This window comes from Microbulbifer mixtoriginis (SeqCode) (assembly GCF_052468275.1).
Map to the genome: position 1 here is coordinate 2,015,001 of NZ_CP174341.1, position 18,279 is coordinate 2,033,279.

Genomic DNA, 18,279 nt, shown 5'->3' on the forward strand with positions numbered 1-18,279 from the left:
ACCCGGGGAACTGAAACATCTAAGTACCCGGAGGAAAAGAAATCAACCGAGATTCCCTGAGTAGCGGCGAGCGAAAGGGGATTAGCCCTTAAGCTCTTTATGTTTTAGTGGAAGGTTCTGGAAAGTACCGCGATACAGGGTGATAGCCCCGTACACGAAAAGGCATTTAGAGTGAAATCGAGTAGGTCGGGACACGTGTTATCTTGACTGAATATGGGGGGACCATCCTCCAAGGCTAAATACTCCCAGCTGACCGATAGTGAACCAGTACCGTGAGGGAAAGGCGAAAAGAACCCCGGAGAGGGGAGTGAAATAGAACCTGAAACCGTATACGTACAAGCAGTAGGAGCCCTTCGGGGTGACTGCGTACCTTTTGTATAATGGGTCAGCGACTTATTGTCTGTAGCAAGGTTAACCGCTTAGGGGAGCCGTAGAGAAATCGAGTCTTAATAGGGCGTTTAGTTGCAGGCAATAGACCCGAAACCCGGCGATCTATCCATGGGCAGGTTGAAGGTTGAGTAACATCAACTGGAGGACCGAACCCACTAATGTTGAAAAATTAGGGGATGACCTGTGGATCGGAGTGAAAGGCTAATCAAGCCGGGAGATAGCTGGTTCTCCTCGAAAGCTATTTAGGTAGCGCCTCGCGTCTCACCCTCGGGGGTAGAGCACTGTTTGGGCTAGGGGGTCATCCCGACTTACCAACCCCATGCAAACTCCGAATACCGAGGAGTGCAATCGCGGGAGACACACGGCGGGTGCTAACGTCCGTCGTGGAAAGGGAAACAACCCAGACCGCCAGCTAAGGTCCCAAATACCAGTTAAGTGGGAAACGATGTGGGAAGGCCCAGACAGCTAGGAGGTTGGCTTAGAAGCAGCCATCCTTTAAAGAAAGCGTAATAGCTCACTAGTCGAGTCGGCCTGCGCGGAAGATATACCGGGGCTAAAACTGGTAACCGAAGCTGCGGATGCTCTTAGGAGCATGGTAGAGGAGCGTTGTGTAAGCCGTCGAAGGTGGATCGGGAGGTCTGCTGGAGGTATCACAAGTGCGAATGCTGACATGAGTAACGACAAGGGAGGTGAAAAACCTCCCCGCCGGAAGACCAAGGGTTCCTGTCCAACGCTAATCGGGACAGGGTTAGTCGACCCCTAAGGCGAGGGCGAAAGCCGTAGTCGATGGGAAACAGGTTAATATTCCTGTACTCGCTATTGCTGCGACGGAGTGACGGAGAAGGCTAGGCCAGCATGGCGATTGGTTGTCCATGTTTAAGGTTGTAGGCTGGGGACTTAGGCAAATCCGGGTCCCTAAGGCTGAGAACTGATGACGAAGCCCACTTAGTGGGTGAAGTGGTTGATGCCCTGCTTCCAGGAAAAACTTCTAAGCTTCAGGCAATAGTGAATCGTACTCTAAACCGACACAGGTGGTCAGGTAGAGAATACCAAGGCGCTTGAGAGAACTCTGGTGAAGGAACTAGGCAAAATGGTACCGTAACTTCGGGAGAAGGTACGCCGGTTTTGGTGATGGGACTTGCTCCCTAAGCTGAGGCCGGTCGAAGTGACCAGGTGGCTGCGACTGTTTATTAAAAACATAGCACTCTGCAAACTCGTAAGAGGACGTATAGGGTGTGACGCCTGCCCGGTGCCGGAAGGTTAATTGATGGGGTTAGCTTCGGCGAAGCTCTTGATCGAAGCCCCGGTAAACGGCGGCCGTAACTATAACGGTCCTAAGGTAGCGAAATTCCTTGTCGGGTAAGTTCCGACCTGCACGAATGGCGTAACGATGGCCACGCTGTCTCCACCAGAGACTCAGTGAAATTGAAATCGCTGTTAAGATGCAGTGTACCCGCGGCTAGACGGAAAGACCCCGTGAACCTTTACTACAGCTTTGCACTGAACTTTGAGCCTACTTGTGTAGGATAGGTGGGAGGCTTTGAAGCAGTAACGCTAGTTACTGTGGAGCCGTCCTTGAAATACCACCCTGGTATGTTTGAGGTTCTAACTCTGGTCCGTTATCCGGATCGAGGACAGTGTATGGTGGGTAGTTTGACTGGGGCGGTCTCCTCCCAAAGAGTAACGGAGGAGTACGAAGGTGCACTCAGCATGGTCGGAAATCATGCAATGAGCATAATGGTATAAGTGCGCTTGACTGCGAGACAGACATGTCGAGCAGGTACGAAAGTAGGTCATAGTGATCCGGTGGTTCTGTATGGAAGGGCCATCGCTCAACGGATAAAAGGTACTCCGGGGATAACAGGCTGATACCGCCCAAGAGTTCACATCGACGGCGGTGTTTGGCACCTCGATGTCGGCTCATCACATCCTGGGGCTGAAGCCGGTCCCAAGGGTATGGCTGTTCGCCATTTAAAGTGGTACGCGAGCTGGGTTTAGAACGTCGTGAGACAGTTCGGTCCCTATCTGCCGTGGGCGTTGGAAATTTGAGAAGAGTTGCTCCTAGTACGAGAGGACCGGAGTGAACGAACCTCTGGTGTTCGGGTTGTCACGCCAGTGGCATTGCCCGGTAGCTATGTTCGGACGGGATAACCGCTGAAAGCATCTAAGCGGGAAGCCTCCTTCAAGATTAGATTTCCCTGACTCCTTGAGAGTCCTAAAGGGCCGTGGAAGACTACCACGTTGATAGGCTGGGTGTGGAAGCGTTGTGAGGCGTTGAGCTAACCAGTACTAATTGCCCGTGCGGCTTGACCATACAACAGAGATGGTTACTAACGGCTAGCTAAGCTAGCGGATTGTGGAATGAAAGACACACAATGATCGCTTGCGGTGTATTACTACAGATTGTTTTACCGACTTATTTGGGGTTATCGCCGGTCAGCAGACCGAGGCAAACAGCGATAACACGGCAGGCCAAGCAAAATTGCTTATAAGACCAACGCCAACCCAAGCCAGTTTGCCTGACGACAATAGAGTTGTGGAACCACCTGATCCCTTGCCGAACTCAGAAGTGAAACGCAACATCGCCGATGGTAGTGTGGGGCTTCCCCATGTGAGAGTAGGTCATCGTCAGGCTTCTAATCCGAAAGGGCCACCCAATAGGGTGGCCTTTTTTTATGTGCAAAAAAATATTGAATACATCAAAAAATAAAAAGCTCAATCGAATTTTTACTCGCAACACTCCCGCTGAAAAATCCAACTCGGTAAAAGCCAATGAAAAAAGCGCAGGCTCTAAAAAGCTCCGAGGAGCCTTCCCTCCTATAAATAAAGCGCTTTCTTAAATTTTTTCTGTAAGGAGAAAGTGGAAATACAAAAAAATAACGCGCTTTATTTAATCTGCACCTCAGGCACCACCAAAAAAATACCTGAAATTAAAAAGTGCTCTTTAGCCTAGAAAAATTATTGCGTTGAAAAAAACGGCGCAGAAATACCAATGAAAATACCGGTGATTTTTTGCACGTTTTAATGAACCTGTGCAACCACGGGGCCTGGCGCGGATATACCGCAGTTATGCACAAGTCTATCCAGACTTTCTGTTAATAACGCCAAGCGCTGGAAAGTGGATAAATGGCTGGTGTTTTTTTACCCGTTGAAAAGGCCTCCGCGGAAACAGGGGCCTGAGCGTGGATATCCCTGAGTTATACACAGCTCTATCCATTTTTGAGCCTTAGTGAATTGAATCAAGGCACCTTGGGTATTGGCTCAAACCGTGCCATGACACAAGGGAAAAATGTCTTCGGGAGCACATAGATAACAGGCTCCTGGCTGATCCTCCTATGAGGTTTAGAAAGCTGCACGTACCAGCTCGGAAGTGAATTCTGGATTTATAATCATTTTTGATGACTTGGTGATGAGCTCAAGCATCTTTACTAGAGCAATATATTGAGACGTTTCTTTATAAAGCCCCTCGATACCAGCTTGAGCACTGATGGGCACGAGAGGCGTGCTATCCGCTTACGTATCCGCGATTTCCACTAGCATATTAGTGGTTTCTGGTCCAAGTGTTCCATAGCAGGCACCGGCGTTCCCAGTTGCCAGGCCATACATAACTGTCATAAATAAAACGGTTTGTTCTGATAAACGAAAACAAATCGTAAGAGGGAGCTATTTTTTACATCGATAAAGCGTATATTTTTTCTGAGGGGATTCCAAATATAAATTTAATCCCTTCATTTTAAAAATAGGAAGTTATATGTTCTGAAACACTTATATGAATCTTATTCATAGATAATTTTTCAGCCAAGGTTTAAATAAGATAAATTTTTAATCTGGGAAGCTGGCCAGTTTCTCATTAAATGTCGATCAGTTTTGCAGGTGTTAGCCGAAGGTATTATCAGTGATGGCGCTAAACACATCTGTCCAGATAGATGTAGATCCATAAAGAAATTTCTGACAGGTAAATGAACAAGGATCCCAATTTTAGGGTGATTTTGGCGCTTATTTTGTAATTGTTAGGTCGCAGGTCGTGAGCTTGTTAGGATCGGCATGGAAGACAGGGGGATTATAATGAAAAATTTTAAGCTGAGATTTCGGCTGATTATATTGGTTATTTTTACCTGTGTTGTTTCTTCGTGTACAGAAGAAGGAAAAGAGGGCTTGCGGAGTCCTAAACCAGGTGTTGGCTCTGAAGTGGTGGCGCGTATTGGCAGTAATAATATTACATTGCAGGAGTTGGATAATGATTTACAGCTGTTTTTTTATGATATTGCAGAGCAAAAATATAATTTGCGTTTGGCTAGGCTGGATGCCTTGGTGAATGAAAAAGCTAATTTTAGTTCGAAGAGGGATGATATAGAGATTTATCTGAAGTTGCCCGAGCCGCCACGAATTCAATTGCCCGAGAGTTCTAAATTTATTAGGGGTAATCAGGATGCTCCAGTCACCTTGGAGATGTATTGTTCTTACCAGTCTCCACATTGCAAAACGATACAGCCTGTAATACGCCGTCTACTAGAGGTTTATAAGGGTTGGGTTCGTCAAACGCACTTTGATTTTCCGCTTAAATTTCATCGTGAAGGAATTCAAGCTGCATCTGCAGCGCGTTGTGCGGCGGTGCAGAATAAATTTTGGGAGTATCACGATGCCTTGTATGTTCTAACTCCTGAGTTTGATAGTGATACTTACCTTCAGTTGGCCAAGCAATTGCAATTAGATATTCATCTTTTTGAAGATTGCTTATCCAGTGATAGCCCAAAAGATTCCGTAGTAGGGTCCCGGGATCGTGCACTAGATCTTGGTCTTAAAAATGTACCGGTCATTTTTATTAATGGGTTGTATCTGAAAGGGGTGCGTAACTTTGAGCAGTATGCTTTTTGGGTGGATAAAGAACTGCAATCTATGGGGATAAAATCAAAAGAAAAGTATAGATGGAAGGATAGCGAAACGATTGATGATAGAAATCTACCGGCTACCAGATTGCCACTAATGTTACTGGGGGTTAGCGAATCAACTGTAGAAGGTAAGTCGAAAGCTTTGATTGCAGTAAAGGAAGCTACTGCGGAGTATTTCAGTGCAGGGCAAAAAATTTCAGACAATATTTTATTGTTGCGCATCCACTCTAATTTCGCAGTGATAGAGAGTAGAGGCGGACTGGAAAAGTTACCCTTAAAGGGGAGAGAGGGCGCTGAGGTTTTACTCACCTACATTCATGGACAAAGTGAGGAGTTGAAGCGACGTATAGAGCAGCCATTGGGCCCTGGAACCCGCAAGTTGATAGCCTCTTCTGGTGTGCTGACTCTAGGGCAGGCTTGGTTAAGTCGTCACTTGGAGCAGCGACAGGCTTTGGAGGCTAAGTTTACCAAGGCCGAATTGGAAGTTGAGGGACACCATTTGATGCGACTTGAAGGTGTCGCAGATAATGAGTTCTTCACTGCCTTGGGTTTTCAAGAAAATGATGTATTACTGAGAGTGAATGATAGTTGGGTACATAGCGGTCAAAATAAATTGTGGGATGCGCTTTCTAGTGGCCAGCTTATTGATGTGGTCTTTATGAGAAAGGGACTACCACAACGTATACAGTATGTAGTTGAAGAGTTTAGCTACTTTGAGAAAAATTCAAACACAGAAAGAGAATAGTTTAGGCTGTGAGATAAACTTGGGCTCTCATGAAAGCTCTAGTCAGAGAGCCCAATGTTCACCGATTAGGGAAGTTATTTACTTATCGGGATTACCCTGCCAAAAGATATCGGCAACGATATTTTGGCCTTGTACACTGGGATGGAAACAGTCTCCACCACCCACATCGTCCTTTCCAAACTGGAAAGTCCCAGCATTTACCTCATCTTCACCAGTGTATTCCGCTATAACCTCAACACCATTAACACCATTGTAACTTTCGGCTTCCTCGGCAAGAATCTCGTTGTAACGCCGCTGGGCTGCAGTAATCGCATTATAGCGGGTGGTGAAGTCCTCTCCGTTCATGATACCGCCGTTGGTTGCAATTCGGCAGATACCAAATGTTGACCAAACGTTTTCACAGTCTACTCGGGAGTTTTCCGCCTGCTTTTCCAGGCCTGCTCCACGAAGATCCTGTACCCTAGGTACAGATCCGAGCAGAATGGTGGAGCCATTGGGAAGGCCGTCGACGAGTTTATCCAAGCCGGCTTGAACAGCTGAGCGCCATTCATTGTCGGTATATAGTGGGTTATTACAGTTGGCTGGATCGGCACAATCTCGGTTGCAGATGTCATTCCCGCCAAGAACGATTTCAACATGATCTGCCACATTGGTTTGAGCCAAAATGCGATCGGCCTGCACTGCAAAATTCTTATTACCTCCACGCATCTCGGCACCGGATTCAGCCGCTTTTTTATTTGCAGCGATATTGGGCGAAATAATTTTATATCTATCGTAAATACTTTCTACAGAATTATTGTCACCATCAAACCAAGAGTGTTCCGGTTGATCTCCACCCAGGAGGCAAAATAGGTCCCAAAAATACTTATTGCGTGTACAGTCTGCACCGAATGCCATGGTAATGCTGTCTCCTGCAGCGACAGATTTTGACGGGGCTGCCATCACTGATGGCAGCGACATAACACTTAAAAAAAAGACTGCTATAACTCCGTATCTTTTCCACATTGTGATTTCTCCCACACCGACTCTCGTCGTAGATAGTTATTGTTTTAAAGCTATATCGGTGAACCTGAGGAGTTTAGGTTGGTGGGTGAGAGGTGCTACTGTGAATGCGCTAGACTAGTTGGTCAGATTTTAATAAGTTGAAGCATGTTGAAATTCTGTCGTCGAGAACATTAAGTGATTTTGGTTTCACTTCAAATGATGGTTGTTGTTAGACCTAGATACGGCTCTTTGATAGACCACCTATTCATATTCGATGGCTTCCTCTATACTGCGCATTACTTGTCGGAGTGCCTGTGGGCTGAGATCGCTGTTGCGAGATCCGTTGAACCTGATCGGGGTAACCCCCGCGTAGGGAACAAGATCTGAAGTCGCCTGTTTTTTACATTTTGGCGTCTTTTCTCTTTGTAACTGCCCTGGATGCTGCGACCTTTAAATTCCCAAGTTTTAAGGTTACGCATGTCTGAGATCATTGAACAATCCGGTAAAGCCGGAAAGTCCTCCCGCGCTGCCAGTCGCGATTCCGCTAAAGAATTTCTTGAGAATCTCACGGTTCAGTCTTTTCCCAATTCGCGCAAGGTGTTTTTGCCTAGTGAAACCCCTGGTATCCAGGTTGGCGCTCGCCAGATTTGTCTTGGGGATAGTGTGGTAGGTGGGGATGCCGATAACCCTATTTTAGAACCCAACGTGCCTCTCACCGTATACGATACCTCCGGGCCATATTCAGAGCCCAATTTTAAAGTCGATGTACGCCAAGGTCTGCCCAAGCTACGCAAAGGCTGGATAGAGGCACGAGGAGATACTGAGCAGCTGGACTCCCGTCAGGCGGCCTATAGTCAGCAGCGTATGGCGGCCCAGGGGCTGGACCACATTCGCTTCGAAAAGCTTCCCAGTCCGCGCCGAGCTAAGCCGGGAAGTAATGTATCGCAAATGCACTATGCCCGCCGTGGCGTTATCACGCCGGAGATGGAGTTTGTCGCAGTCCGCGAAAATATGGGACGCGTAAAGTTAGCGGCGGAGATGAGTGAGAGTGAATACCAAAAAGCACGTGATGGTATTTACATCCCGGAACAAATCACGCCGGAATTTGTTCGTAGGGAAGTTGCAGAAGGACGCGCAATTATCCCAGCGAATATTAATCACCCGGAAGTGGAGCCGATGATTATCGGGCGCAACTTTCTGTGTAAGGTGAATGCAAATATCGGCAATTCCGCTGTGACCTCTTCCATTGAAGAGGAAGTGGAAAAACTGGTTTGGTCTACCAAGTGGGGGGCAGATACGGTAATGGATCTGTCTACCGGAGCCAATATCCACGAAACTCGCGAGTGGATTCTGCGCAACTCACCAGTCCCCATTGGTACCGTACCCATTTACCAAGCATTGGAAAAAGTAAATGGAATTGCTGAAGACCTCAACTGGGATGTTTTCCGAGATACCTTGATTGAGCAAGCGGAACAGGGAGTGGATTATTTCACTATTCATGCCGGCGTGCTCTTGCGCTATGTACCACTCACAGCCAAAAGAATGACCGGGATAGTGTCTCGTGGTGGTTCCATCATGGCGAAATGGTGTCTCGCTCATCACAAGGAGAATTTCCTCTATACCCACTTTGAGGAAATCTGCGAGATTATGAAAGCTTATGATGTGAGCTTTAGTCTTGGTGATGGCCTGCGTCCGGGCTCCATCGCCGATGCCAATGATGAAGCTCAGTTCGGTGAGCTGCATACGCTGGGTGAATTAACCGAAGTTGCCTGGAAGCACGATATACAGACCATGATTGAAGGCCCTGGCCATGTGGCTATCCATAAGATCAAAGAAAATATGGATGAGCAGTTGAAGCACTGCCACGGTGCCCCCTTCTATACTCTTGGCCCATTAACGACAGATATTGCTCCCGGTTACGACCACATCACTTCCGGCATCGGTGCAGCACTTATCGGCACTTATGGTTGTGCCATGCTCTGCTATGTGACACCGAAAGAGCACCTGGGCCTACCCAATAAAGAGGATGTTAAAGAAGGTCTGATGGCCTATAAGATTGCGGCCCATGCCGCAGACCTGGCTAAGGGGCATCCATGGGCACAGAAGCGCGATGACGCTCTGTCAAAAGCCCGCTTTGAATTTCGTTGGGAAGACCAATTCAACCTTGGTCTGGACCCGGAGCGCGCGCGCTCTTATCACGATGAAACCCTGCCGAAGGAATCCGGCAAGGTAGCGCATTTCTGCTCCATGTGTGGGCCTAAATTCTGTTCTATGAAGATTACTCAGGACGTGCGTGATTACGCAGCCAAACAGGAGGCGGAACGCGGGATGGAAGAGATGGCAGTTAAATTTAAGGATATGGGCAGCGAGATTTATCACAAGGGCTGATCGGGTGTTGGGGGAGGGTAACTCCCCCAGCATATTAGAAATACAGTGATGTAAAAGGAGCTTGCTATCGCTGGTATCCAATTGGAATTGTGAAGATAGGTAAGCTGTGTCAAACGAAACCAAAGCCAAAGTGGCTATTGCCGGTGGCGGCCTGTTGGGGCGATTACTCGCCTGGAGGCTCTGTCAGCTTGATGTAGATATCACCCTGTTTGAGGCCGGTAACTTATCGGAATCAAAAGGTGGAGCCTGTTGGACAGCTGCGGGAATGATCTCGCCTTTATCGGAGCTGGTACATAGTAATAAACACATTTATAGCCTGGGGTTAAAAAGCCTTGAGCTTTGGTCTGAGTGGGTCCGGCAGCTAGAGGAGCAGAGCGGGCAGGACGTGGAATACCGCCGAGCGGGCTCAGTGCTGGTTGCTCATGGCAAGGATAAAAGCGAGCTGCTGCAATTCCTGCGGGAGCTACAGGGCAAGTTGGGCGAGTCTGCCAGGGAGCAGCTGGAGCCACTCGATAGCAATACTTTAGCGAAATTAGAGCCATCCTTACATGGCTTTGAGCAGGGGCTTTACCTGCGGGGTGAGGCGGATATCAATAATCACCGCCTATTGCCTGCATTACTCAGGGTGTTGCACCGAGGTGCTGTCACTCTGCGAGAGCACAGCAAGGTAAATTGCGAAGCCGGGTATATCTCTGTGAACTCGGAGCGCGAACAATTTGATTGCGTGATCGACTGCCGTGGTCTCGGTGCCAAGGGACAGATTGAAGGCTTGCGCGGCGTCCGTGGTGAGGTGATGGTGGTGGAATCCCGGGAAGTGGTTTTGCAGCGTCCAGTGCGCCTGCTCCACCCACGCTATAAGCTCTACGCTGTACCCCGTAGCGATGGACGCACTGTAATCGGCGCCACAGAAATTGAGAGCGAAGATCTGTCGCCCATTTCCGTGCGCTCCAGTATGGAACTCTCTTCCGCGCTTTACTCCCTCAACCCGGCTTTTGCCGAGGCTCGTATTGTTGAGACCCGCGTAAATTGTCGCCCCGCCACTATGGATAATATGCCTTATATCCACGGCGAGTATGGGCTGATTCGAGTGAATGGTCTCTACCGTCACGGTTATCTTTTAGCGCCGGCAGTAGTGGAGCAAGTGGAGAATCAAGTGGCACAACAACTGTTACAGGGGGTTTGATGCAGGTACTAATTAATGGGGAAACACAGAGCCTTGAATCCCCGCTAAAACTCTCTGTGCTTTTACAGCAGCTCGGCTATCGCGGAGAAACGTTTGCCGTTGCGATCAACGGTGGATTTATTCCCCGTACGGAATATAGCAGTACACAGATAAATAACGGCGATAGCCTGGATATTGTTGCTCCGGTAGTGGGGGGGTAAAGGTGAGCGATCTATTAACACTTTACGGAAAAACATTTAACAGCCGACTTTTGGTGGGCACCGCCCTGTATCCCTCCCCAGCGATTATGCGCGAATCCGTGCAAGCTTCAGCTTCAGAAATTATTACTTTGTCTTTGCGCCGGCAAAATCCGGCACAGCAGCAGGACAATCGATTTTGGGATTATATTCGCGAGTCCGGCTGTCAGCTGTTGCCCAATACTGCCGGTTGTAAATCGCCGCGAGAAGCGGTGGAGCTGGCAAAAATGTCCCAGGAAATTTTCCAGACCGATTGGCTCAAGCTGGAGGTGATTGGCGATGATTACAATTTGCAGCCAGACCCCTTTGGTTTGGTAGAAGCTGCGCGGGAATTAATTCAGCTAGGCTTCAAGGTTTTGCCTTATTGCACGGATGACCTGGTGCTGTGTCGAAAACTCTTGGATGTGGGTTGCGAGGTATTAATGCCCTGGGGGGCTCCCATCGGTACCGGGCAGGGGCTGCTCAATAAATATAACCTGCAAACACTGCGCGAGCGCCTGAGTGATGTCCCGCTTATTATTGACGCCGGAATCGGTGCGCCATCACAGGCGGCAGAAGCACTGGAGATGGGCTTTGATGCGGTGTTATTGAATACCGCGATTGCAAAAGCCCAGGATCCGGTGCTGATGGCTAATGCTTTTAAACTGGCTGTGGAATCTGGGCGCGCCGCCTTTAATGCCGGCTTGATGCTCAGGCGTCAAACTGCCAGCCCCAGCACCCCCACCCTGGATATGCCTTTCTGGCAGCAGGCAGAGAGCATATTGCAGGATTAGTATTTTTTATGCGCGATCAACTCCAATTGAAAAAGCCAATTGTCTGGACCATTGCCGGCAGTGACTCCGGCGGTGGCGCCGGCATTCAGGCGGACCTGCTGACTTTTGCCGATCTAGGCTGCCATGGTTGCAGTGTTATCACGGCCAATACCGCACAGAATACGGTGGAAGTAACTGCAATTAATACAGTTTCCCTAGAGGTCTTGGCTTCACAATTGCGGGCCTTACAGTGGGATCTATTTCCTGCCGCAATTAAAATCGGTCTGCTAGCGAATGCTGAACAAGTTGTTGCGGTGACAGATTTCTTGCGCCAGCTGAAAGCGGTGCAGCCGGTTCCGGTTATTTACGACCCGGTTGCTGTTGCTACCAACGGAGCCGGGCTCACCGAAGGGGATATTACCGCAACGGTGTTGGCTCAGTTGATGCCACAGTGTGATCTGGTCACTCCCAATTTACATGAATTGGAATGGCTTACCGGAGCCAGTGTCACGGGTGCGGAATCTATTGTGCAGGCTGCGCGTCAGTTACACGCTCACGGCGGTACCGCAATTTTAGTTACCGGCGGCCATACGCAATTGCGTGCGGGAGAAGTTACCGACTTACTGTTGGATGGTGAAAAAGCCGATTGGTTTATTGGCCGGGAAGTGTCCAGTACAGGCACACATGGCACTGGCTGCACCCTGTCCTCCGCTATTGCCGCTTGTCGCGCTTTGGGCTATCCGTTGCGAGATGCCTGCGTTGTGGGTAAAGCCTATGTACAGCGGGGCTTGCGCCGGGGAAATAATGCACATATCGGCGCTGGTGCTGGACCTGTAGGCCACTGTGGCTGGCCCCTGGATTTAATCGACTTTCCGGAGATTTTGGTGCCGGGAGAAGAGCGTGCTCTGGATTATGGCTTTGATACTGTCCGACCTCTTGTTCGAGGGTTTGCTGAAACAGATACTCAAGCATTGGGCTTATATCCGGTTGTGGATACGGTGGAGTGGTTGCAGCGTCTGGCTGAGCTGGGGGTGCGTACTTTACAGTTGCGAATAAAGAATCCGGGTGGGGACCTGTGCGCACAGATTGAGCGTGCAGTGGCTATTGGCAGGACGTATAACCTGCGCCTGTTTATCAATGATTACTGGCAGTTGGCGATTGAGTGCGGCGCCTACGGTGTGCATTTGGGCCAGGAGGATTTGCAATCTGCTGATCTGAGGGCAATTCAAGCGGCAGGATTAAAACTGGGTATCAGTACCCACGGCTTCTATGAATTACTGTTGGCCTATCGTTATCGCCCCAGCTACTTAGCGATTGGTGCAATTTATGCGACCAACACCAAGGATATGTCGGATCAGTTGCAGGGCGTGCAGAAACTTGCGCGAATGGCAGCACTATTGCCCGATTATCCACTCGTGGCAATTGGTGGTATTAATATGCAACGGGCCAGTGAGGTTATCGCTAGCGGTGTTGGCAGTATCGCCGTGGTCAGCGCTATTACTAAAGCGGAAGATTACAAGCAGGCGGTTGCCGATTTTAATGTCCTGTTGAAAGGAAAGCATGCGGAAGTAGAGCCATGTTAAGTAGTAAGGAATTACAGCGTTACAGTCGCCAGATAATGTTGCCCCAAGTGGGTGAAGAGGGACAGAAAAAGCTGTCTTCTGCGCGAATTATGATTGTTGGTTTAGGTGGGCTCGGCAGCCCGGCAGCGATGTATCTGGCCGCAGCCGGTATTGGAGAGCTGCACCTGGTAGACGGTGATCATATCGACCTCTCCAATTTACAGCGCCAGGTTTTGTACAAAACCAATCACCAGGGAAAATCCAAAGCCATAGTGGCTGCACAACAATTGGCTGCAGCCAATCCAACTATTCGCATTCACCCCCACAGCCAAATGGCGAATGAATCCTGGCTGCGTGAGCAGGTAAAACAGGTGGATCTGGTGTTGGACTGCACCGATAACCTGGAAATCCGCCATACGATCAACCGGGTTTGTTATCAGGCAGGGTGTCCGGTGGTAATGGCATCGGTGCAGGGGTTTTCCGGCCAGCTGATTAGTTTTGATTTTTCTGAAGGAAACGGCCCCTGTTATGCCTGCCTGTTTCCGCCCCAGGAGCAGGCTGAAGTCCAGAACTGCGCTACAGCAGGGGTGATCGGTCCTGCATTGGGGGTCGTTGGCAGTATGCAGGCTCTGGAGGCCATGAAGTACTTGGTAGGGTTGCCGGTATCGAGCTTGAATAAATTGCACTTAATCGAGACGGAAAGCTTAGCTCTGCAAACTTTGCAGCTGCCGAGCCATAGTAATTGCCCGGTTTGTAATACCTAGCAACTTTGTTTCCTCTTAAATTTTTCTTTCAGTAGATTTATACAGGGCTGGCAATATGAGCGTATGCATAGCCAATATGCTTTATTTTTGCTCCTTTTTTGGCGTAATAATTATCTTTTTACTTTAGACCTACAGTTGCTCTAGAGCAGGGTTCCGCCAGACTCAAGGTATATTTCGAGTTAGTTGCCTGGATAAATATGTTTGCCTTTTTAGTGTCTTATAAACTTGGCTCGGCTATATAGATAAGCTATCAACCCGATAGCTTGTGAGAAATCTTTAAAGCTATCAGAATGGCATCACAACCACTTCGGTGACAAAAGTATTGGAAGAAGGATTTGTTTAATGAAAAAAATCGATATTGGTATTAGCGAAAAAGATAGGGAAAAGATCGCTGGTGGTCTCAAGCACTTGCTGGCGGATAGTTACACTCTGTACCTGCAAACGCACAACTTCCATTGGAATGTTACCGGGCCATTTTTTCGTGAACTGCACCTGATGTTTGAAGAGCAGTATAACGAGCTGGCCACCGCGGTAGATGATATTGCCGAGCGGATTCGCACCTTGGGGGTTTCTGCGCCAGGCACCTACCAGGCTTTTGGGCAGTTGAGCTCTATTAAAGAAGTTGTGGAAATTCCCGCAGCCGAGGATATGGTGAAAATTCTCACCAAGGGCCATGAGCAAGTGATTAAAACTTGCCGCGATGTATTAAAAGCTGCGCAAAAGGGAGAGGATGAATCGACTATTGCCCTGGTATCCGATCGTATGAGTGTCCATGAAAAAACTGCCTGGATGCTGCGCGCCACCAGCAGCAAGTAGTGACTGGCCCTCTGGGCAAGTTACTGTTCCTGCGGTGCTTACTGCTCGGTGAGTAACTCCAGGAAAGCACCGGCGGGTGCAGAGAGGTTGCCGCGGCTTTTGAGCAGCGTGCCAACTTCCTGTGTCACCGCCGGAGCGGAGAGAGGCAGACAGGTTAAACCATGCTCTCGCATTTGTGCCTCACAAAGACTTGGTACGGCACTGACTCCCAAGCCTGTCCTGACCAGCTGCCCGATAGTGCTTAGTTGGTTGGCTTCACAAACATATTGAGCGGCTTTCCCACACTGGTTAAAGGCAGTATCCGTCCAGCGCCTTACCGCTGATCCACGGTTCATCGATATAAAAGGGTGAGTGGCCAAGTCGCGCCAGCGTATTGTCTTTTTTTCCGCCAATATGTGCTCTTTGGGCACTACTGCGATAAAACGATCGCGTTCAAAGGGCACAAACTCCATTCCGCGCAGTTCATCCGGGCGAAAACTGATACCCAATTCCGCGCGTCCCTCCTGCACCGCCTCTACAACCCGTTCCATAACCACATCTTCCAGCACAATATTGATTTGGGGAAACTTCTGGTGGAAGTCAGCCAATAGAGAGGGTACCCGGTTTAAGGCAAAAGCGGGGATAACCGCCAGCCGTAGCTGGCCGCGTTCCAGGCGGAAGCGCTGCTGTATAGCATCCAGTGATTGGTCCCAGCTATTAAGCAGTTGTTCCGCACGAACCAGGAACTCGCGTCCTTCTGGGGTCAAGACCAGTTGGCGACCATCGCGACTGAATAGGGGGCCTCCGGTGGCTTCTTCCAGATTACGGATGGCTATAGAGAGCGCCGGCTGGGAAGAGTGTAACTGGGCACTGGCCTGCGCCAAGCTGCGGCTGCGCGCTACGACAACGAAGGCACGAAGTTGTTTAATAGTAGCGCTCACTGGGGCTCCAGATACTTCAGGGAATGTTAAATTTTATTAAAGAAACCATCGAAAGATTAAAATAGTTTAAAGTCGTTGGGCAAGGCATGATTGCCGCTTTCGCCCTGGCGAAGGTCAAACAATCACCAAGAATAATGAATCTACAAGGTCTGCTGAGATGAAGGACAACGCACAAGCCCTTTGGCAACCGAGCCCCAAGGCCGTAGCCGCCACCCAAATGGATGAGTTTCGTCGCCTGGTTAATGTGAAACACCAGCTGCAGCTTGAAGACTACAGTGCGCTTTACCAGTGGTCTGTAGAAGAGCGTGAGGTCTTCTGGAGCGACTTATGGGATTTCTGTGAAGTGCAGGCCAGTGCGCGTGGAGCAGAGATCTTGGGCTACGACAACATGCCGGGTGCTGAGTGGTTCCCCGATGCACGACTCAATTTTGCCGAAAACCTGCTGCGCTACCGCGACGATAAGACGGCTTTGGTTGAGCGCCTGGAGAATGGCAGCCGTCGCCAGCTCAGCTACGCGCAGCTATATGGTCGGGTAGAACGCTTGGCTTCAGCCCTGGCCAATCAGGGCATATCCGAAGGGGATCGTGTAGCTGGCTTTATGCCGAATGTGATCGATACCGTGGTGGCCATGCTGGCAACCACCAGTCTTGGCGCTATATGGACTTCCTGTTCGCCGGATTTTGGTATCAATGGCGTGTTTGATCGTTTCGGCCAGGTGGAACCGAAGGTGCTGATCGCCTGCGAAGGTTACTTCTACAATGGCAAAGTGATCGATTCCCTGCCGCGATTGCGCGAGATAGTGGCCCGTATCGACTCCATCGAGAAGCTGGTGGTGGTGCCAGTTGCCCGCTCGCAGGAGAAAGCAGCTCAAGTACTAGCAGCAGAGCCGCTGGATAAAGCGGTGTTGCTACAAGAGTTCGAAGCCACAGCGCCGGAGCGCGAGCTTACCTTTGTTCAGACCGCTTTCGATCACCCCCTATACATCATGTATTCCTCAGGAACTACTGGGGTGCCGAAGTGCATAGTGCACGGGGTGGGTGGCACCTTGCTTCAACACCTGAAGGAGCATCGCCTGCATTGCGACTTGCGTCGTGAGGATTCCTTATTCTACTTCACTACTTGCGGCTGGATGATGTGGAACTGGCTGGTAAGTGGCTTGGCTTGTGGTGCAACCCTGGTGCTGTTCGATGGCTCTCCCTTCTATCCAGAGGCTAGGAGCTTGTGGGATTTGGCGGATGAGGAGGGCATCAGCGTATTTGGCACCAGTGCCAAGTATATCGCCGCCTTGGAAAAGAGCGGCTGTAAGCCCCGCGAAAGCCACAAATTGGAGAAGCTGCGCGCGGTACTGTCTACAGGCTCGCCACTGGCTCATGAAGGCTTTCTATATGTCTACCGAGATATAAAGGAGGATCTGTGCCTGTCTTCTATTTCTGGAGGCACGGATATTATTTCCTGCTTTGCCTTGGGTAACCCTGCGTTGCCAGTTTATGCGGGAGAACTTCAGTGTCGAGGATTGGGCATGGCTGTGGAAGTCTGGAATGACGATGGCAAGCCGGTAACTTCAGAGAAGGGGGAGCTCGTGTGTGCCAAATCTTTCCCTTGTATGCCGATCGGTTTCTGGAATGATCCCGATGGGGCGAAATATAACAGCGCCTACTTCGAAAATTGGCCGGGAGTTTGGGCTCACGGCGACTATGCAGAAATTACTACCCATGGAGGAGTGATTATTTACGGTCGTTCCGATGCGGTACTGAATCCCGGTGGCGTGCGTATTGGTACTGCCGAGATCTATCGCCAGGTAGAGAAAGTTGAGGAGGTGCTTGATAGCATCTGTATCGGTCAGCAGTGGCAAGACGATGTACGGGTTGTACTGTTTGTGGTGTTGCGCGAGGGCGTAGAGCTGAATGATGATCTAGTGCAGAGAATCCGCTCCACCATTCGCGCTAATACGACCCCGCGCCACGTACCCGCCAAGGTGATTCAGGTGGCCGATGTTCCGCGTACTATTAGTGGAAAAATTGTTGAGTTGGCGGTTCGCAATGTCGTGCATGGTAAGGCGGTTAAGAATATAGAAGCCCTCGCCAACCCAGAGGCTCTGGCACTCTATGAAAATTTGCCAGCCTTGGCGGAAGACTAAAGAGATTAAGGGGGGAGGGCGCGTAGACGGGCGTCATTTTGTTTGACTCGGTTCTGCGCTACCCTTGCCCTGTAGTAATACCAATAAATTCAAGGCAGAAGAGCAAGTATGGTTACCTATCTCTACTGGGCAGCGGTTATCGCTCTGGTTATTCTCTCCCTCTTTGCTGGCAGCCGCATGGGCAGCTTGAAAATTGGCGCCATTGTGGCTGCAGTTTTCTTCTTTGCAGGCTGGCTGGCTTATTACTTCCACTATGAACAGGTCTTTGTAAAACGCTTCGGTGGTGTGATGCGTATTTCTGTACCTGACGGTTACCGGCATATTGGCGCCACCTGGAAAGAGGATAACCTCTGGATCGAGAACTACGACCCCAAAACCAATCAATGTATTTTTACTGAATACTCCAAGGGCAATATTCTCGAGGGGCGGGTGATTATCAAAGACTGTAATCCGTTACTTGGCAGCCCGAGCACTAGCAGCCAGCCATAAACCATTTGCTTTCTCTCCGCCGGC

General features: G+C 49.6%; 13 protein-coding genes, 2 rRNA genes and 1 riboswitch (1 of these 16 cut by a window edge). Of the genes, 12 read left to right on the forward strand and 3 right to left on the reverse strand.

Annotation, left to right across the window (positions count from 1 at the left end; genetic code table 11):
* A 23S ribosomal RNA gene (locus ACJJIC_RS08820) occupies positions 1–2,704 on the forward strand (it extends 178 nt beyond the left edge of the window).
* Positions 2,705–2,908: 204 nt separating this feature from the next.
* Positions 2,909–3,024: ribosomal RNA gene (gene rrf, locus ACJJIC_RS08825) — 5S ribosomal RNA — on the forward strand.
* Between the two features lie 879 nt (positions 3,025–3,903).
* On the opposite strand, the gene ACJJIC_RS08830 is transcribed toward rrf, so the two are convergent.
* Complete coding sequence (locus ACJJIC_RS08830; protein ID WP_444910973.1) at positions 3,904–4,041, reverse strand: thiamine pyrophosphate-binding protein; 138 nt, start codon at positions 4,039–4,041, stop codon at positions 3,904–3,906.
* 414 nt (positions 4,042–4,455) lie between these two features.
* On the opposite strand from ACJJIC_RS08830, the gene ACJJIC_RS08835 reads away from it, so the two are divergent.
* Complete coding sequence (locus tag ACJJIC_RS08835) at positions 4,456–6,024, forward strand: thioredoxin domain-containing protein (protein WP_445356785.1); 1,569 nt, start codon at positions 4,456–4,458, stop codon at positions 6,022–6,024.
* A 78-nt stretch (positions 6,025–6,102) separates the two neighbouring features.
* Here ACJJIC_RS08835 and ACJJIC_RS08840 read toward each other — a convergent pair whose 3' ends face one another.
* Complete coding sequence (locus ACJJIC_RS08840) at positions 6,103–7,029, reverse strand: SGNH/GDSL hydrolase family protein (protein ID WP_444884140.1); 927 nt, start codon at positions 7,027–7,029, stop codon at positions 6,103–6,105.
* Between the two features lie 273 nt (positions 7,030–7,302).
* Positions 7,303–7,401: riboswitch (TPP riboswitch) on the forward strand.
* A gap of 84 nt (positions 7,402–7,485) precedes the next feature.
* On the opposite strand from ACJJIC_RS08840, the gene thiC reads away from it, so the two are divergent.
* The 7 genes from thiC to ACJJIC_RS08875 all read left to right on the forward strand — a co-directional run bounded on the left by thiC (position 7,486) and on the right by ACJJIC_RS08875 (position 14,709).
* A complete protein-coding gene (thiC, locus tag ACJJIC_RS08845; RefSeq protein WP_445356786.1) occupies positions 7,486–9,396 on the forward strand; it encodes a phosphomethylpyrimidine synthase ThiC in 1,911 nt (636 codons plus the stop codon).
* Positions 9,397–9,502: 106 nt separating this feature from the next.
* Positions 9,503–10,579 carry a glycine oxidase ThiO gene (gene thiO, locus ACJJIC_RS08850; RefSeq protein WP_445356787.1) on the forward strand — a complete coding sequence of 359 codons (1,077 nt, stop codon included), beginning with the start codon at positions 9,503–9,505 and terminating at the stop codon, positions 10,577–10,579.
* The gene (gene thiS, locus ACJJIC_RS08855; protein ID WP_444910198.1) at positions 10,579–10,779 is read left to right on the forward strand and encodes a sulfur carrier protein ThiS; all 201 of its coding nucleotides are present in this window, start codon (positions 10,579–10,581) and stop codon (positions 10,777–10,779) included. Before thiO ends, thiS begins: the two co-directional genes overlap by 1 nt.
* 2 nt (positions 10,780–10,781) lie before the next feature.
* On the forward strand, positions 10,782–11,588 hold the full coding sequence (locus tag ACJJIC_RS08860; protein ID WP_108734076.1) for a thiazole synthase: 807 nt from the start codon (positions 10,782–10,784) through the stop codon (positions 11,586–11,588).
* 8 nt (positions 11,589–11,596) lie between these two features.
* On the forward strand, positions 11,597–13,150 hold the full coding sequence (gene thiE / locus ACJJIC_RS08865) for a thiamine phosphate synthase (RefSeq protein ID WP_445356788.1): 1,554 nt from the start codon (positions 11,597–11,599) through the stop codon (positions 13,148–13,150).
* Positions 13,144–13,893 (forward strand): HesA/MoeB/ThiF family protein, encoded by a 750-nt coding sequence (locus ACJJIC_RS08870; RefSeq protein ID WP_445356789.1) that lies wholly within the window; start codon positions 13,144–13,146, stop codon positions 13,891–13,893. Before thiE ends, ACJJIC_RS08870 begins: the two co-directional genes overlap by 7 nt.
* 342 nt (positions 13,894–14,235) lie before the next feature.
* Positions 14,236–14,709 carry a Dps family protein gene (locus tag ACJJIC_RS08875; RefSeq protein ID WP_020413578.1) on the forward strand — a complete coding sequence of 158 codons (474 nt, stop codon included), beginning with the start codon at positions 14,236–14,238 and terminating at the stop codon, positions 14,707–14,709.
* A gap of 38 nt (positions 14,710–14,747) precedes the next feature.
* Here the strand turns inward: ACJJIC_RS08875 and ACJJIC_RS08880 are convergent, their stop codons facing one another.
* Complete coding sequence (locus tag ACJJIC_RS08880) at positions 14,748–15,629, reverse strand: LysR family transcriptional regulator (RefSeq protein WP_445356790.1); 882 nt, start codon at positions 15,627–15,629, stop codon at positions 14,748–14,750.
* Between the two features lie 157 nt (positions 15,630–15,786).
* On the opposite strand from ACJJIC_RS08880, the gene ACJJIC_RS08885 reads away from it, so the two are divergent.
* Complete coding sequence (locus ACJJIC_RS08885; RefSeq protein WP_445356791.1) at positions 15,787–17,766, forward strand: acetoacetate--CoA ligase; 1,980 nt, start codon at positions 15,787–15,789, stop codon at positions 17,764–17,766.
* 108 nt (positions 17,767–17,874) lie between these two features.
* On the forward strand, positions 17,875–18,255 hold the full coding sequence (locus ACJJIC_RS08890) for a hypothetical protein (protein ID WP_252082736.1): 381 nt from the start codon (positions 17,875–17,877) through the stop codon (positions 18,253–18,255).
* Positions 18,256–18,279: the final 24 nt, after the last annotated feature.

Bases quoted from the DNA above. Each gene is read 5' to 3' on its own strand.
- ACJJIC_RS08835 (WP_445356785.1), top strand. From the start codon at position 4,456: ATGAAAAATTTTAAGCTGAGATTTCGGCTGATTATATTGGTTATTTTT.
- ACJJIC_RS08840 (WP_444884140.1), bottom strand. From the start codon at position 7,029: ATGTGGAAAAGATACGGAGTTATAGCAGTCTTTTTTTTAAGTGTTATG.
- thiC (WP_445356786.1), top strand. From the start codon at position 7,486: ATGTCTGAGATCATTGAACAATCCGGTAAAGCCGGAAAGTCCTCCCGC.
- thiS (WP_444910198.1), top strand. From the start codon at position 10,579: ATGCAGGTACTAATTAATGGGGAAACACAGAGCCTTGAATCCCCGCTA.
- thiE (WP_445356788.1), top strand. From the start codon at position 11,597: ATGCGCGATCAACTCCAATTGAAAAAGCCAATTGTCTGGACCATTGCC.
- ACJJIC_RS08870 (WP_445356789.1), top strand. From the start codon at position 13,144: ATGTTAAGTAGTAAGGAATTACAGCGTTACAGTCGCCAGATAATGTTG.
- ACJJIC_RS08875 (WP_020413578.1), top strand. From the start codon at position 14,236: ATGAAAAAAATCGATATTGGTATTAGCGAAAAAGATAGGGAAAAGATC.
- ACJJIC_RS08885 (WP_445356791.1), top strand. From the start codon at position 15,787: ATGAAGGACAACGCACAAGCCCTTTGGCAACCGAGCCCCAAGGCCGTA.
- ACJJIC_RS08890 (WP_252082736.1), top strand. From the start codon at position 17,875: ATGGTTACCTATCTCTACTGGGCAGCGGTTATCGCTCTGGTTATTCTC.